Here is a 15,913-nt window from a genome sequence, read left to right as displayed (position 1 = left end):
GCGATCAGCTCACGATGCCCGTGCGTTTGACCACGCTGATCCGCTCGACCGTCACCGGTGTGTTTGCCGAAATCTGCTCGCCTGGTACCAGGGTTACCTGCAGGTGTGCCGGGTCGAAGGTGCCGCTGGCCATCAGTCGCTGGGCCAGGTCGGTAATGTCGAGCGTATAGCCAAGGCCGTTACCGCCATGGCCAGAGTCGGTTTTGGACGCCACGTTCAAGCCGAACAGCGTGAGGCTACCGGCGTGAAGCTCAGGGTGGTTTTCGGGGGGCGCGCCGGCGGGAAGGTTGACATACACATCAAGCAGCGGTGAGGGCGCTTTGCCACGTACTGATTCAAGTCGCAGATACAACCGGGTAACTTGCTCACCCGCAACGCTGGCGCCAAGTGCTGCCACGCCCGCGCGAGTGCTTGCGGGGTCGAGATCAACATGGGTGACGACCGGGGCAGCGCCTACAGTCACCACCGAGGCGTTGGCGCCAATAGGTACAACGCTTTGCTGGTCGGGTGAACCCATGCTGACTCGCGCCACGCCTAGCACTCCTGGTGTTACGCCGGTGCCGATGCTCAAGTTGTCGTAGGGGCGGTGCAGGCTGCCCTCTGGGAGTGTATCGCGGCTGGTGAATGTAATGCCGGATGCAGCGCTGCCTGTTTGCGGCACGATGAAAACCCGGTCGAGCGGGCCGTTCAGCCACTGAGGGTCACGTACCATGTGCTTGCCCGCTGTGCTCATCCAGGCTTCCCAAAGGCGGTCGATATTGCAATGGTGCAGCCAGAAGATCGGGTCCAGGCCAGCCAGCAGCGGGTCAGCCATGAATCCGTAGTTACCGCCGATCAGGCGGTGCACGGTGTTGTGCGGGTTGCGTTCCAGGTCGCCTGTCCAGCCGCCAAACTGAACGAAATCCCCCGAGACCCCGCCACCGAACCCGATGCCGCCGTCTACGGTGAAGTCGGTTTCTTTCATGGCATCCAGGCTGAACGCATCGGCCGGGCCAGGCTCCAGTTTGGTCAGGCCGGGCCGGCGTGGGTATTTTTTCAACGGGTTGGGTGAGCCGTCCGGCAGGGTGTCCAGCAGGAACGCGGCCGGCAGGTTGAGTGCCTGCGGGTCATCGGGGTTGAAGTAGTTCCAGTACGGCAGCGCCCAGTCTTCACCGGTCAACTCCTTCACCTTCGCAGCTACGATGGCTTCGAATGAGAACAGGTAGCCTCTGTGCCATGAAACGAAATACCAGCTGCCGTGCTGACATTGATTGCCATAGGTGTTGTCGAGCAGCGCCTGTGGAACCGGGTCGTCGTGGTTGATCAGCTCACGCTGAATCCACAACTCCTGATCGAAACCGTGGATGGCACCCAGAAATTTCCAGCTGTTGTGGTCGGTGATGGGTAATTTGTCCAGTTCGCGAACCGCCAAGGCGTAATGCAGCAGCGTCTTGTTGTCCCAACCAGAGCCCAGTGTGGCGACGTCTTGTCTTTCCCTTGCCATTAGCATCTTCTCCTTGATGACAGTTGCAGGCGGCCGCGCCTGCAGACCCGTTGAACTCTCACTCCAGAAAACTGTCCGGCCTCAGTATAGGCGGGATTGCCACATTGCCAGCTCCTTGCGTTTTCATCGTCTCAAACTACTTTTCCAGTTGAGTATCTGTTGCCAGCCAGTGGCAATTTTTTGGGAAGGAACCTGACATGCAGTCAAAAGGATTGGCTCGATGCGGCGCGTCATTGGCATCGCTTTTTTGGGTCGCTAGCGCTTTTTCCGCTCAGGAGGAGGGCATCAGTAATCCACCGGCATTGACCATGGGCATCGACCGGGCTGGGGCCGCAACGGCTAACGCCATGCTTGAAGCCAGCGGCGTTACTTCGCGCACGGTCATCCGCCAGAAAGACCCCGGTGCGCAACTGGAACTGCGCCTGAAACAAGCCGAAATCCACGACCCGAAAAAGGGCAGCAACGACAAGGTCTGGTTGCGCGGTTATGCCGACCTCAACGCCACCAGCGCCGATGGCCTGGTCGCGGCCCCGCTGATCAAGGCGTTCCCGGGCCAGACGGTACGCTTCGATATCTACAATCACCTGCTGCCCTGGGACCAACTGCCAGCGGGCCTGCGCCAGGGCTATACCCAGGCGAATCTTGGCAAGGAGGTATACGAAAAGCTGATCCCGCAGCAGCAGTGCGACCCTGCAGCCCATGACCCTGCCACGATGAATATTCCCAACAGCCGCCCGGGTTGTTTCAATACCACCAATAACCACTTCCACGGCAGTTGGGTGAACCCGGCGGGCAACAGCGACAACGTGCTGCGCACCCTGTACCCAAGTGCGGGTGTGGCGCACGAATACGAATACAACATCCCTGCCGATCATCCTGCCGGCACCTTCTGGTATCACCCACACGTCCACGGCTCCACCGCCTTGCAGGTCGCCAGCGGCGTGGCCGGGCCGCTGATCGTGAACGGCGATCGGTGGCCGGTCCCAGGCGTGAATGGTCAAGGCTTGCGCAGTGGCGACATCGATGTGCTGTTGAGCAGGCCCGATGGCAAGCCGATCCCCGACCGGGTCTTCATGTTGCAGCAGATCCAGTACAAATGCTTTGCGCCGGACGGTACGCCGAAAGCGGACAAATGGAATTGCGCCGCAGGCGATATCGGCGCCATCGTGGACTACAACGATCTGGGCGGCCCGGCCAACTGGACCGCCTCGGGGCGCTTCACTACGGTCAACGGCCGCGTCACCGACATGCTCGGCATTGGCAGCGAACCTGGCCAGGAAAAGGTCATTGCCGGGCAGCCTGAGCGCTGGCGCCTTATCCATGCGGGCTTCAATGACAGCATCAAGGTTCAGATCTTCCCTGCAAAGCCACGCCCGGCACAGGCTGAAACAACGTTGCTGAAGGCGGTGTTCAGCAACACGTCCGCCGCTGACAATGACCGTGTCATTGCACGTGAGTGCGAGGTCGATGGCCCGCCACTCAAAGTGTTCGAGATCGCTGCCGATGGGCTGACCAGATACCAGGCCTTGGAGGCTGATAGCCGTGTGCTGCAGCCGGGTTACCGCAGTGACATTCTGGTGTCCTTCCCTCAGCCTGCCGGCGATCTGCGCCATCAGGACTACTGCGTCATCGATGCCCCTCTATCGGCGCAGGCCAGTGTGGAAGGGTCGGTGGACAGCCGGCGCCTGCTCTTCACCGTCAGGGTCGAGCGCAACGATGCCCAGCAGCAGATTGCAGACGCTAAGGTGGTCATTCATGACACGCTGGTCAGCGCTGCCAAGCGGCTGGCCGCAGACCGCCAAAAGCAGGGGCTCGACACCTCGAAACTGCCGGCGATTCTGGCCGACCTCGACGCTGGCCTGAAGCTTGAGCATTTCTCTCCACACGACAGGCTGACAGGGCAAACCTTGCGGGAGCAGGAAGATGCCTGGTTGCGGGTGGACAACGTCCGCCTGCTTCGCTTCAACCTGAAGTCAGTGCAGAAAGGCGTGGCCTCTGCACCCTCGGGCGCGGGGTTGGGGCATGCTCGGCTTTCACGTGCCAACTTTGAGGCAGCGTCTGACCCCGCCCCGCAAGCATCTTGGGGAAAGATCGAAGATGTCCGTTTCAGCGAACGAGCGGAAGAACTGATCGCGCTGCAACTTGGCAACACGGATGAGTGGCGCCTGCGCACCGCCGATGTCGCCCACCCCTTCCATATCCATATCAACCCATTCCAGGTGGTACGTGTAACGCGGTTGGCCGATGGCGTGGATATGACGGGGAATGCGACTTCGCAGTATTTTGGTATGAAGGACGTGTACAAGGACACGATCATCGTGGAGCCCGGCGTCGAAGTTGTAGTGCGTTCGCACTATGAGCGCTACGTTGGGCGATTCGTCTTGCATTGCCACATCCTGCCCCATGAGGACGGCGGGATGATGCGCCTGGTCGAGATTTTCGAGGCAGGTATACCCGGTGGGCTGGACTTTATCGAACAACATGGCAAAGGCGCCGGGGGCGCGGCCAACGAATCGGCGAGCCCGGCGCATGCGCACTGAGCGGCGGGCTACAACGCCCTGCCAGTACCACGGGGGCTGTTGTGATCAGGTCGTCAGCATGGCATGCGTGCGCTCACGTTCAATGGAAAAGATGTGATCGTAGCGCAGGCTGTTACCGGGCCCGGGACGCACGTTACTTAGTCTCGCGACTAACCACCCAGGGCCCGTTTCAACACTTCATAGATTCTGGGATCACCTGATTGCCCCACGTTGAAACGGAGAAAATCCCCCGCAGTCATGGACTGGCTAAAGGCATTCCCGGGCGCCAGCACTACACCTTCATTCAAACAGGCCCTGGCCAGCGTTGCTGCATCCTTGCCTTCAGGCAGCTGGCACCAGAGGTACAGGCCTGCCTGGGGCATTATCCAGGGCTTGATACCGATGGCTTGAAGCTTGGTTGCCGTCTTGTCCATTGCCTCGGCTAACCGAAGGCGCACACTCTCCATGTGCTTTCGGTAGCCGCTATCGGTAATAGCGTGGTGGATAATGTCCGCAGCCAGGCGTCCACCCCCGAATGTGGTGGCAATCTTGAGGTCTACCAGGCTCTCGATCCATTCACCACGGGCAGCGATGTAGCCGCATCGCACCGAAGCTGAGATGGTTTTGGAAAAGCTGCCTATCTGAATGACACGAGAGAGGCCATCGAAGGCAGACAGCCGTGGCGCGGGATTAGTCTCGAAATCCCCGAAGATGTCGTCCTCGACGATCACCAGGCTAGAGGTGTCGGCCAGTTTTAGCAGCCTGTGCGCTGTGACCGGCGACAGGGTGGCCCCGGTGGGGTTGTGGATGCCGGAATTTGTTATGTACAACCGGGGCGCATGTTCGAGCAGGGCAGCGCCGAAGGCATCGATATCCGGGCCCGTCGCCGTGTAGGGTACGCCTACAATCTTCACCCTGTGTGCTTTCAATAATGCGTGAAAGTTGAAATAGCAGGGGTCGTCCACCAGGACAGTGTCGCCCGGTTCCAGCAGAAATCGGCAAATCAGGTCGATGGCGTGCGTGCTGGATTCGGTGAGCATGATCTGTTCAAGAGCGGCTTCGGTGCCGGTGCCAGCCAGCCGCCGCGACAAGAATTGCCGAAGGGGCGGGCTGCCAAGCGGTGATGCGTACTCCGCCAGTTTCTCTGTGTCAGAACGGGCAACGACTCGGAGCGCTTTACGCATGCCAGCTTCGTACATCCAGGAGGGTGGGAGCCACCCGCACCCTGGTTTCAAGGCATCGCTGGCGGTTTCAAGCGACTGGCGGGAGATCCACAGCGGGTCGACAACACGATCCAGTTTGGGGCCGAGTTCGGTCAGTGCCAGTGGCGCCGCTGGCCCGGCTACGTAAAAGCCGGAGCCAGGGCGAGAGCTGAGCACACCTTCTGCCATTAACCGTTCATAGGCCTCAAGCACGGTAGAAACCGAAACTTGCATGGTCTGCGCCATTGCGCGGACCGAAGGAATTCTGGCCCCTGGTGGGTAGGTTCGAGCGGCTATCCTGGACTGGATTTCACCCATGACAGTGTGAATTCGCGTGCCGTCGCGTTTCATTGCACCCTCAACTGTGCTGGATTCATATGCATAACAGTTCGGTTAAATTGTATTGGATTGTACGTGGCCTTGGTGAGCCTGTCAGTGATGTACTGAGCCCTGAATTGTCGAGGGCTTACCGATGGAAAAATCAACAAGCGGGTGGATCAACGGCTTCATAGGCGTCGCAATCTTTGCGGGCTCTTTGCCGGCAACCCGTGTGGCAGTGGCGGCCTTCGAACCTACGTTTCTGACCTGTGCCAGGGCGACCATCGCCGCGTTGTTGGGTGCGCTTTTTTTGATCGTGCTACGCCAGCCTCGACCATCACGGGGTGATTTGTCGTCATTGGCTTTGACAGCGCTGGGGGTTGTTATCGGCTTCCCGCTGCTGACGGCACTGGCCCTGCAGCATGTCACCTCTGCTCATTCCATTGTTTTTGTCGGGCTGCTGCCGCTCTGCACCGCAGGGTTTGCCGTGCTGCGGGGCGGTGAACGGCCTCGGCCACTGTTCTGGTTGTTTTCGATGGCAGGTGCGGGGCTGGTGGTTGGCTATGCGTTGATAAATGGGGGAGAGGCGACGGCGGTGGGCGACCTGCTGATGATGGCTGCGGTCGTTGTGTGTGGGTTGGGGTATGCGGAAGGGGCGCGTCTGTCGCGCACGTTGGGTGGTTGGCAGGTGATCAGTTGGGCATTGCTGGTGGCGTTGCCGTTCATGCTGTTGCTGACGATCGCTAATTTCCCCGCGCCTGATGCCTTCGCCAAGGTCAGCGCTCCTGCGTGGTTCAGCTTCGGCTACGTCTCGCTGTTCAGCATGCTGATCGGGTTTGTGTTCTGGTATCGAGGGCTGGTTCAGGGTGGCATTGCGGCGGTGGGCCAACTGCAACTGGTTCAGCCGTTCATGGGGCTTGGGCTGGCTGCGTTGCTTTTGCATGAGCACGTCAGCTGGATGATGCTTGTGGTGACGCTGGGGGCTGTGATCTGTGTGGCCGGGGCAAAGAAATATGCCCGGTAGATGAAGCGTCTTCGTACCTCAGTACAAAGACCGCGAGCATACCGCCACACCCTGTGGGAGCGGGTTTACCCGCGAACACCGGCGTAGCCGGTGCCATACACCGTGTCGGATTCTTCGCGGGTGAACCCGCTCCCACTGGGTTGGCGGCGCGCGCTCAGTCTTTGTCCCCCGCGACAGCGCGCCGCCGGATCTGACAGGCGCTGTAAATCTACAGGCGTGCCATTACGCATCAGAACCGAACCGTAACCCCCGCATTCACTGAGTGGAAGCGGGCATCCGAACCGAATTGCCCCTGATACGACAGCCCCACCTCGGTCTGGCGATTCAGCTGCACTTTCGCACCCACTTCGGTCATTGCCACGTTGCGCGTCTGGGCGATGCCCTGCACCGCGAAGTCCGGGCCACCGGCAAAGGCCTGGGTGCTGCTTGGGTCCAGGTCGCCGTAGGCGCGGCGCCAGCCCAGCGAACCGTAGAACCGGGTGTCGTGGTCAGCCACGCGGGTGCGGGTTGAAGCGCGCATGCCCACGGTCGAGAACCAGGTGTCCTGCTTTTCACTGGCCACGTCCAGGGCAGCCGCACCGCCTTTTTCGTGGAAGCTGTCGGCGTCGTACTTCACGTAGGCCACGCCCACGAACGGCTCCAGCGCCACCGCACCCAGGCCGATGCGGTAAGCCGCTTCGCCACTGGCCTGCAACGTGTTGGCGTCGCGCTCGCCCTTCAGGTGGTCGTTGAACCCGGCGAAGGCCACGTTGCGTTTGCTATCCAGCTTGTGCCAGGTGTAGCCGACGTCTGCGCTCAGGCGCAGGGCATCGAGTTGGGCGCCGGTGTACAGGCCCAGGTGGTAGTTGTCGCTGTGGCCCTTGGCATCGCGGTCGTCGGCATCGAACTTGGTGCGGCTGTAGCCACCGTAAACACCGGCGCGCCAGTCCGGGTTGATGCTGCCGTCGGCGCCAATCAGCACACCGCCGGTTCTCTGGTGCAGGCCGCCAGCGCCGTTGTTGCCGTCCAGCTTCGACCAGTTGCCGAAGGTTTGCGCCCAGGCGCCGCCCTGCGCTTCAGGGGTGGTTGGCATGAGGTTCGATGCACTCAGCGGCATGCGCACGCTCGTGCTGTCGAACAGGCTGCGCAGGCGGGTGCCCAGCACGCCGGAAACCACCTGGCTGTTGGCGATAAGCGCGGTGCCGGTGCTGGCGTGGTAGTCGCCGGAGAGCTGGTCGATGGCATTGCGCGCGCTGTCGGCATCCAGCACCAGCAGGTTGTTGTACAGGCGCAGCGGGTCGCCGCTTTGCTGCAGCACGCTCAGTGCGCCTGCGGTGTGCCACTGGTTTTCGGTTTGCGCCACGGTCTGGAAGATGCCGGGGGTGCCAGGACCGCCCGTTTCTGGCGGCTGCACCGGGGGGTGTACGGGGGGCTGTACAGGCGGCTGTACGGGCGGCTCGACCGGGGGCTGTACCGGTGGTTGTACTGGCGGCTCGACGGGCGGTTCCACCGGAGGCGTCACCGGTGGTTCTACAGGCGGCTCCACGGGGGGTTCAACAGGTGGTTCAACCGGTGGCTCAACAGGGGGAGTGGTCTTCTGCGCGATGGTCAGGTTCAGTTCGTTGGCCGTGCGTTGCAGGCTGACGTTGAGAAACGCCGAGTTGGTGAACGCCTGGGCATAGGCCGTGCCGGCGGCTGCACCGTCCACGACACCCCCCTGGGCGGCCAGCAGCGTGTAGGTTTGCCCGGTCTGGTAGCTTTGCGCGTCGTTGAGGGTTGTGACATCGACCCGCGTGCCACGCAGGGTCGCGGTGCCGCTGACGTTGACGCGGTCGGCGCCGCCATTGCCGGCGATGTCTGCGGCGTAGCGCGAGCCGTCGGCCATGTCCAGGTCGCCGTTGATCGACAGGGTGCCCAGCGCACCTTCACCCGGCGAAAGGGTACCGCCCGAAGCGACTTGGGTAGTGCCGACCTGGCCGCTACCGGCCAGCACGCCACCGGCCAGCACCTGGGCGCGGTTGCTGTAGTTGCCCGAGGCGTCGGTGTGGCCCACGGTGCCGTTGACCACCAGGGTGCCGTTGCCGACGCTCAGCAGCGAGGTGCCGCGCGGGTTGGTCTGGTCGACATCACCGGCCAGCACAAGGCGCCCGCCACGCACCACCGTGCTGCCGGACATCCCGGTCAGGTCGCCACTCAAGGTGGTGTTGCCGCTGAAGGCGTAAACGCGGCCCGCACCGCTGATGTTGTTGCTCAGTTGCAAGTCGCTGTCGGTGTGGTTGAACGCCAGCGCTCCGCTACCGGCGCCGAAGCGGATTGCCGTTTGCGGGTCGAGGCGGCCGGCGGCCTGTGCGGCGATGGCCGTGAGGGCGTCGATATCGGTGCGGCTGTCGTCCCGTACAACCCCGCCCCCGATGCTGAGGGTACCGCGTGCGGCCGAGTTGATGCTGGTCAGCACGCTGATGTCGATGCCCTCGGTGCTGCTCAGCTCGGCGCCGTTGGCCAGCACCAGGTTGGTGCTGGAGGTGGTGGTGCCCAAGGTCAGTGCGCGGGTGGCCAGGCGCGTGCCTTCGCCGGACACGCTCACCACGGTGTTGCGGTTGAGGTTGGCCGAGCCCAGCTCCATCGAGTCACTGGTCAGCACCGCACCGTTGCTCAGGCTGAGGTCGTTGCGGTTCCTGAAGGTGCCGGTATTGTCCCAGCGAGTGTTGGCGCCGGACAGGTCGCTGATCGAGTTGATGGCCACACGTTCGCTGGCAAGCTGCCCACCATCGCGCAGGGTAATGCGCGAGTCGTAAAGGAATACGCCGCCAGAAGTCACGTTGACCGCATCCACCTTCGCACCCTGGCCACTGACCAGCAGGTTCGCCCGGGACAGCGCATTGCCGGCGTTGCCGTTGTCGCTGAGCTGCAGGTCGCGCACCGATACCTGGCCGCCGTCGAGCACGTTGAGCGTGCCCTGGCCGGCGCCGCCGACCACGATGGTATTACCCAGCACGGCAGTGGTACGGGGCACCACCCAGCGCGTACCAGGGCCCTGGACCGTGACGGTCGCCATGGCCGCACTGGCTTCGTTGTTGGTGAGCGAGCCACCGATCCGCCCGCCCTTGCTGGTGAGTTCGGCGCCATTGTTGATGGTCAGGCTGGCGGGCAGGCCGTTGCCGGGGCGCAGCGACACCGTGCCATCGTAGGCGCGGTCACTGCTGAAGGTGTCCTCGCCACTGTCGAGGATGTAGTCAGCTGCTTGAGCGCTGGGCAGCAGGGCGAGGCTGATCGCGAACGTCAGCGGGGATAGTCGGAAAAGGGGATTCATAGCGACTCCAGATACTCCATTAGATGCCACGCAAGTGGCTGCCAGCCCTGAGGGCAATGGCGTTCCATATGTGCAACGGATTAACGCTGGGAGTATCGGCAAGCCCTTGCCGCGCTGAGAATAGTACGCATGTGCTAGCGGCTTGCGGAACGTGACGCTGCTCACACAGTGTGCTGTGTGGCGCACATGCGTTTCTTGCCAAATGTGTGATCTATACCGCCCAGTCTTCGTCAAGCATGCGACCCCTTACCGACGTCTGAAGGGGATTGAGCCAGGGCCTTTCATGCAAACGCTGTTGAACGAGATTCTTGAAGAAGTACGCCCCTTGATCGGCAAGGGCAAAGTGGCTGACTACATCCCTGCGCTGGCCGACGTACCGGCGCAGCAGTTGGGCATTGCGGTTTATAGCAACGATGGCAGCCATTACTGCGCAGGCGACGCAAGCGTGCCTTTTTCGGTGCAAAGTATTTCCAAGGTGTTCAGCCTGGTTCAGGCAATAGGCCACTCAGGTGAAGCCATTTGGGAGCGGCTTGGCCATGAGCCTTCAGGCCAGCCGTTCAATTCGCTGGTGCAGCTGGAGTTCGAGCGCGGGCGCCCGCGCAACCCGTTTATCAATGCGGGGGCGTTGGTGATCTGCGATATCAACCAGTCACGCTTCGCAGCACCCACCTTGTCGATGCGTGATTTTGTTCGACGGCTTTCGGGCAACCCTCACATTTCGATCGATGCCCGTGTCGCCGATTCGGAATATCAGTTCCGCGCGCGCAACGCTGCCATGGCTTACCTGATGCAGTCTTTTGGTAACTTCCATAACGAGGTCGAGCCGGTGCTGCGCAGTTACTTCAGTTACTGCGCGCTGCAAATGAACTGCCTGGACCTGGCCCGCGCATTCTGCTTCCTGGCCAACGACGGGTTTTGCAAGCACAGCGAAGAGCAAATTCTCACCCGTCGCCAGGCCCAACAGGTGAACTCGATCATGGCCACCAGCGGGTTGTATGACGAAGCCGGTAATTTCGCCTACCGAGTGGGGTTGCCAGGCAAGAGTGGCGTGGGTGGCGGCATCGTGGCAATCGTGCCGGGGCAATTTACCGTATGCGTCTGGTCTCCCGAGTTGAATGCTGCGGGCAACTCCCTCGCGGGCATGGCGGCGCTGGAGTTGCTGAGTTCGCGGATCGGGTGGTCGGTGTTTTGATTCGTGGGCAGGGCCTGCCGGTAGGCGCTGAATCGCCTTCACAAGGCGACTATGCATTGAGTGAGAGAATGTTTGAAAGAGGTCTTAATCGTTACAAATATAATGATTTAGGACGCGTTAACTTTGGCTGTAAGACATTTCTGAAGTTGGATCGAGCTGCACTTTAGCTAGCATTGTTCGCTTAGTATCGACTCTTTTCGGGGAGTTGAGCATGCAAAGGGGGGCGGAAGGGTGCCTGATAGGGCAGATAGATTTGAAGATGGCTGAGCAGAGCTACAGTGTCCCCGGTTTTTCCGAGGCTTACGCGACTCATCTTGAGGGGCGAGCTGGGGATCAAGTTTTTTATGGTAGGTTGCTCATATTCATTGGTTCCGTAGTTGCGGCGCTGGGTATGGGTATCGCCATCTTCGGTCCTGAAGTTATTTATTATGACCGGTTCTCGGGCCTTACCCTGATCCAACACGTACAATTGAACCCTGGGCTCATTTCAATTGCTGGCGGATTGATGATTGCTTGGGGCGGGAAACAGCGTAATGAAGGCATTGTTCATCGTGAAGATTTTCTATTGTCCCATTACAAGTTTGTAACGGGTAATGGGCGGGATGTCAGCAATCAAGTGAGCGTTCGGCACTTGGGGGGTGATGATTTTAGCGTCTCCGTAGCCTTGTAGTCTGGCCGCGTACGTTCGAGCATTAACATTACGATTTTCGCGCCCGGCATAAGGGCTATCGAGAGAGTGCTCCATTTTCTTCTGCAGGTTTGCTAGGCTGATATCTTTAGTCTCGCGCTGAGACAACGCAAATGGAAGTGCCATGGCGATTGTTCATTCTGTAACAACAAGTGATTGGCGAGCATACAGGGAGTTACGCCTCAGGGCCCTGCGTGAGTCGCAGGATGCCTTTGCAAGTACCTATGAGCACGAGTCAGCCAGGGAAGAGGGCGAGTGGGAGGCCCGCGTCTCAGCCATGGCTTCGTCCAGCAGTGCCCAAGCGTTCTTTGCGTCGCAGCACAATGAGGTTTGCGGCCTGGTGTGGTGCAAGTCCTCGGGCATTGAAGTGGACGTGGTCGAACTTTTCCAGATGTGGGTAGCGCCTGATGTGCGCGGCTTTGGAGTAGGGCGGGCCTTGCTTGAGCGTGCTGTGACCTGGGCTATTGGTCAGGGGGCGCAACGTGTACGCTTGGGTGTGACACTCGCCGATAGCCCGGCGATGCGCTTGTACAAGGCAAGCGGTTTTCACCCTGTTGGCATACCGGAGCCTTTGCGCGAGGGTTCAGCGTTGATGTCGCAATCGATGGAGCTGATCCTGGGCACATATCGGGACAGAGGTCATGATTAATAGCCCCACAGGATTGTGCCCTAGCTGAAACAAGCATAAAAACCTGTGGGAGCACCTGTCTTCTTGTGGAACCTGGCCTTGCCAGCTCAGTTGGCCCCGGTTGCAACCTCCCGCGCAACCCAACCCTTGAACGCCTCCGCTACCGGCGACGGGTGCATGGCGCCTGACTGAGCCAGCACCACTTTTTGTGGTGACACCTCTTCCAGTAATGGCCGGCACAGCAGCGGTGTACCGTCATAGCAGTGGTCGCCGGCGGGGCGGGTGCACGACAGGGCAACCCCATAGCCATGCGCGACCAGGCCACGTTGCATCTCGAAGGTTTGGGTGTATTGCTGCGTGCGTGGTTGCAGGTTATGCGCCCAAAATAGTGAAAGGAAGTATTCACGCGTTTGTGCGATGTCCTCAAGAATCAGGCATTCCTGGGCCAGTTCATGCAGCGGTATCGCTGGCAGGTGGGCCAGGCGATGGTCCGTAGCGATGAGCGCGTAGGGTTTCAACTCCGCCAGTACCTGGCGCGGCAGCGAGGGATCAAGGCCTATGTCGTAAGTAAGCGCAAGCTCTGCTTTACCGGCGCTCAGGTGGCGGTGCACGCCTGCCAGGTCCGTTTCGAACAGCGTTACCTCGACATCGGGATACTGCTTGCGAAAGCTCGATAGCAGCCGGGGTGCGAAGTAAGGGCCTAAGTCTTGAAAGCAGATAAGCGACAGGTTGCCGCGAAGCGAGCCTTGCGCTGTATCGGCGTTCTGATTCATGGCGATGGCCATGCCAATGATATCGCGGGCTTGTGCGAGCAATCGCGTGCCCGCTGACGTCAGCTCCAGCCCTCGGCTGACCTGGCGCCGGAATAGCCGCTCATTCAGCGCCTCTTCAAGTTGGGCAATAGCGACCGATACCGACGGCTGTGATACGTGGCGGGCTCTTGCAGCAGCGCTGATGCTGCCGTGTTCGGCCACGGCGACGAAGTACTCTAACTGCCGGAACGAGAAACCTATCATTTTTTCCTATACTCCGGATTAGGAAATATATTCTTTTCCTATTGGTGCCGAAACGCAATACTCGCCGTGCACCCTGCTTGGCCCGCTTAACTTCTGGCAGTGGTGCTGTTGCCCAATAAAAAGACCAAAGGGTGCTTTATGAAACAGTCCGCCGAATTTCAACTCAGCGAAGAAACCATCGAAGCTTTCCAGCGTGATGGTGCTGTCTGCGTACGTAATCTGTTCACGCCGGAGGAAGTTGCACTGCTCGAAACCGGCATCGAACAGAATCTGAAAACCCCCAGCGAGCGCGCCAAAGTGGCGAGCCGCCCCGACGACCCGGGTTGGTTCTTCGAAGACTTCTGCAACTGGGGCGATATCGCGGCCTATCGCCAGTTCATCTTCGAGAGCCGGGTGGGTAGCGTTGCCGCTCAACTCATGAACAGCGAAACAGCCCGGCTTTATCACGATCATCTGCTGGTCAAGGAGCCCAACACGCGCCAGCGCACGCCCTGGCACCAGGACCAGCCGTATTACAACATCGATGGGCGCCAGAACTGCAGCATGTGGATGCCTATCGACCCCGTCGCAAGGGAGTCCACCCTGGAGTTTGTAGGCGGCTCGCACCTGGGACCGTGGCTGATGCCGCGCAGCTTCCTCGACAGCCAGGCGCAATGGTTCCCGGAAGGCAGCCTGGCCGACTTGCCGGATATCGAGGCCGACCGCAGCGCCTGGAACATCCTCGGCTGGGAGCTTTCCCCAGGCGACGCCGTGTTCTTCCACATGCTGACCTTGCACGCTTCTGGAGGTGTCGGGGGCAACCGCCGGCGCCGTGCCTTCTCGGTGCGTTTCCTGGGCGACGACATTACTCACGCACCGCGCCAGTGGAAAACTTCACCACAGTTTCCCGGGCTGGAAAAACAATTGGCCAGCGGTGCCCAGATGAACCATGAGTTGTTCCCGGTGCTGTGGCCAAGAGCTTGATGATTGAATAAATGCGTGCCTGATTAAAACGCACAGCATCTGCGTTGTGCGGACCTGATAATAAAATCAAGAAGGTATCTATGAGCGCTCAATCTTCACAACAGCTGAAGCGGGGTCTCTCTACCCGGCATATTCGCTTCATGGCATTAGGTTCTGCTATCGGTACGGGGCTGTTCTATGGCTCGGCATCGGCAATAAAACTGGCAGGGCCATCAGTGTTGCTCGCCTATTTGATAGGGGGTGCAGCCATTTACATGATGATGCGCGCCCTTGGCGAAATGGCAGTTCATAACCCGGTGTCAGGCTCGTTCGGCCACTATGCCAGTCAATACCTGGGCCGCTATTTTGGCTTTCTGACTGGTTGGAGCTACGCGTTCTCCATGTTGGTGGTGTGCCTGGCAGACGTGACGGCGTTTGGCGTCTACATGGGGCTGTGGTTCCCTGAAACACCCGCCTGGATCTGGGTGCTTGGAATAGTGTTCTTCATCGGGGCGCTGAACCTGTGTAGCGTGAAAGTGTTCGGCGAGATGGAGTTCTGGCTGTCGTTGCTGAAGGTGACCGCTATCGTTGCCATGATTGTGGCAGGCGGGGCCGTGCTGCTGTTGGGCATCCAGCTGAACGACGAGGCAGGCACTGTTGCCGGCATCTCGAACCTGTGGAGCCACGGCGGGTTCTTCCCTAACGGCATCGGTGGGATGATTGCTTCGTTCACCGTTGTGATGTTCGCTTTTGGCGGGGTCGAAATGATCGGCATTACCGCAGGCGAGGCAAAGGACCCGAAGCGCGTGCTGCCTAAGGCCATCAACTCGGTGCCTCTGCGCATTCTGCTGTTCTATATCCTTACCCTGTTCGTGCTCATGGCCATTTATCCCTGGACCAGCATTGGCAGCCACGGTAGCCCATTCGTTCAGATCTTCAGTGGCCTTGGCATCAGCTCAGCGGCAACCGTGTTGAACATCGTGGTAATTTCCGCTGCGGTATCAGCCATCAATAGCGACATTTTCAGCGCCGGGCGAATGATGTACGGCATGGCTCAAAACGGCCAAGCGCCTTCCGGCTTTGCATCGCTGTCGCGTTTCGGTGTGCCGTGGATGACGGTTGCAGTGATGGGCGTCGCTCTGCTGTTGGGCGTGGTATTGAATTACCTGGTGCCAGAAGACTTGTTCCTGGTGCTTGCCGCGGTGGTCACTTTCTCCATTGTCTGGGTCTGGTTGATGATCCTGCTGTCGCAAGTGGCCATGCGGCGAGGCATGAGCAAGGAGGAGGCTGCGGCACTGGATTATCGGGTACCGCTGTGGCCGGTAGGGCCAGCTTGCGCGATTGCGTTCATGGTGTTCATCTTTGGCGTGCTCGGTTGGTTCCCGGCCAGCCGCACCGCCATGTATGTCGGGGTTGGCTGGTTGGTCCTTCTGTCTTTGGGCTACTGGCTGTGGGGTGTGCGTACACCGCGACCAGTGTCAGCCAGCGCATGAGGCATTGAGCTGTGCGCGTCCCGCATTGCGAGGGGACCGGCCCCTTCGCGGGTAAACCCGCTTGTATGGTTAGACTTGAAGGGGTGGTGGGACTAAATGCCCGATTCTGACTGTTCACA

11 protein-coding genes and 1 pseudogene are annotated in these 15,913 nt (G+C 60.2%); 7 read left to right on the top strand and 5 right to left on the bottom strand.

Annotation, left to right across the window (positions count from 1 at the left end):
• Positions 1-4 precede the first annotated feature (4 nt).
• Positions 5-1,483 carry a tyrosinase family protein gene (locus WF331_RS26355; RefSeq protein ID WP_284400438.1) on the bottom strand — a complete coding sequence of 493 codons (1,479 nt, stop codon included), beginning with the start codon at positions 1,481-1,483 and terminating at the stop codon, positions 5-7.
• Between the two features lie 347 nt (positions 1,484-1,830).
• Between WF331_RS26355 and WF331_RS26350 the strand changes: the two genes are divergently transcribed.
• Positions 1,831-4,023, top strand: coding sequence for a multicopper oxidase family protein (locus WF331_RS26350; RefSeq protein WP_340623460.1), 2,193 nt, complete (start codon positions 1,831-1,833; stop codon positions 4,021-4,023).
• 149 nt (positions 4,024-4,172) lie between these two features.
• Here WF331_RS26350 and WF331_RS26345 read toward each other — a convergent pair whose 3' ends face one another.
• Complete coding sequence (locus WF331_RS26345; RefSeq protein WP_340623459.1) at positions 4,173-5,555, bottom strand: aminotransferase-like domain-containing protein; 1,383 nt, start codon at positions 5,553-5,555, stop codon at positions 4,173-4,175.
• A gap of 121 nt (positions 5,556-5,676) precedes the next feature.
• On the opposite strand from WF331_RS26345, the gene WF331_RS26340 reads away from it, so the two are divergent.
• Complete coding sequence (locus WF331_RS26340) at positions 5,677-6,546, top strand: DMT family transporter (protein ID WP_284363107.1); 870 nt, start codon at positions 5,677-5,679, stop codon at positions 6,544-6,546.
• Positions 6,547-6,775: 229 nt separating this feature from the next.
• Here WF331_RS26340 and WF331_RS26335 read toward each other — a convergent pair whose 3' ends face one another.
• Positions 6,776-9,835, bottom strand: a complete 3,060-nt coding sequence (locus tag WF331_RS26335; RefSeq protein WP_340623458.1) for an autotransporter domain-containing protein — start codon at positions 9,833-9,835, stop codon at positions 6,776-6,778.
• 283 nt (positions 9,836-10,118) lie between these two features.
• Here WF331_RS26335 and glsB point away from each other — a divergent pair, with 283 nt between their 5' ends.
• The 3 genes from glsB to WF331_RS26320 all read left to right on the top strand — a co-directional run bounded on the left by glsB (position 10,119) and on the right by WF331_RS26320 (position 12,364).
• Positions 10,119-11,027 carry a glutaminase B gene (glsB, locus tag WF331_RS26330; RefSeq protein ID WP_016499031.1) on the top strand — a complete coding sequence of 303 codons (909 nt, stop codon included), beginning with the start codon at positions 10,119-10,121 and terminating at the stop codon, positions 11,025-11,027.
• A gap of 259 nt (positions 11,028-11,286) precedes the next feature.
• Positions 11,287-11,697: a hypothetical protein gene (locus WF331_RS26325; protein ID WP_156859473.1), complete on the top strand. Its 411-nt coding sequence runs from the start codon at positions 11,287-11,289 to the stop codon at positions 11,695-11,697.
• Positions 11,698-11,839: 142 nt separating this feature from the next.
• On the top strand, positions 11,840-12,364 hold the full coding sequence (locus WF331_RS26320; protein ID WP_016499034.1) for a GNAT family N-acetyltransferase: 525 nt from the start codon (positions 11,840-11,842) through the stop codon (positions 12,362-12,364).
• An 86-nt stretch (positions 12,365-12,450) separates the two neighbouring features.
• Here the strand turns inward: WF331_RS26320 and WF331_RS26315 are convergent, their stop codons facing one another.
• Both WF331_RS26315 and WF331_RS26310 read right to left on the bottom strand, forming a co-directional pair.
• Positions 12,451-13,128, bottom strand: coding sequence for a LysR substrate-binding domain-containing protein (locus WF331_RS26315; RefSeq protein WP_340623469.1), 678 nt, complete (start codon positions 13,126-13,128; stop codon positions 12,451-12,453).
• 48 nt (positions 13,129-13,176) lie between these two features.
• Positions 13,177-13,359 (bottom strand): annotated as a pseudogene (locus WF331_RS26310) (helix-turn-helix domain-containing protein); the annotation flags it as partial.
• Positions 13,360-13,497: 138 nt separating this feature from the next.
• On the opposite strand from WF331_RS26310, the gene WF331_RS26305 reads away from it, so the two are divergent.
• Together WF331_RS26305 and WF331_RS26300 are read left to right on the top strand one after the other, a co-directional pair.
• Positions 13,498-14,322, top strand: coding sequence for a phytanoyl-CoA dioxygenase family protein (locus WF331_RS26305; RefSeq protein ID WP_229608778.1), 825 nt, complete (start codon positions 13,498-13,500; stop codon positions 14,320-14,322).
• Between the two features lie 80 nt (positions 14,323-14,402).
• On the top strand, positions 14,403-15,794 hold the full coding sequence (locus tag WF331_RS26300; protein WP_049277737.1) for an amino acid permease: 1,392 nt from the start codon (positions 14,403-14,405) through the stop codon (positions 15,792-15,794).
• Positions 15,795-15,913 lie beyond the last annotated feature (119 nt).

The sequence above is a fragment of the Pseudomonas sp. YNh genome, from assembly GCF_037993085.1.
In the GTDB taxonomy this organism is placed as follows: Bacteria; Pseudomonadota; Gammaproteobacteria; order Pseudomonadales; family Pseudomonadaceae; genus Aquipseudomonas; species Aquipseudomonas putida.
This window is presented reverse-complemented; position numbering and strand designations above follow the sequence as displayed.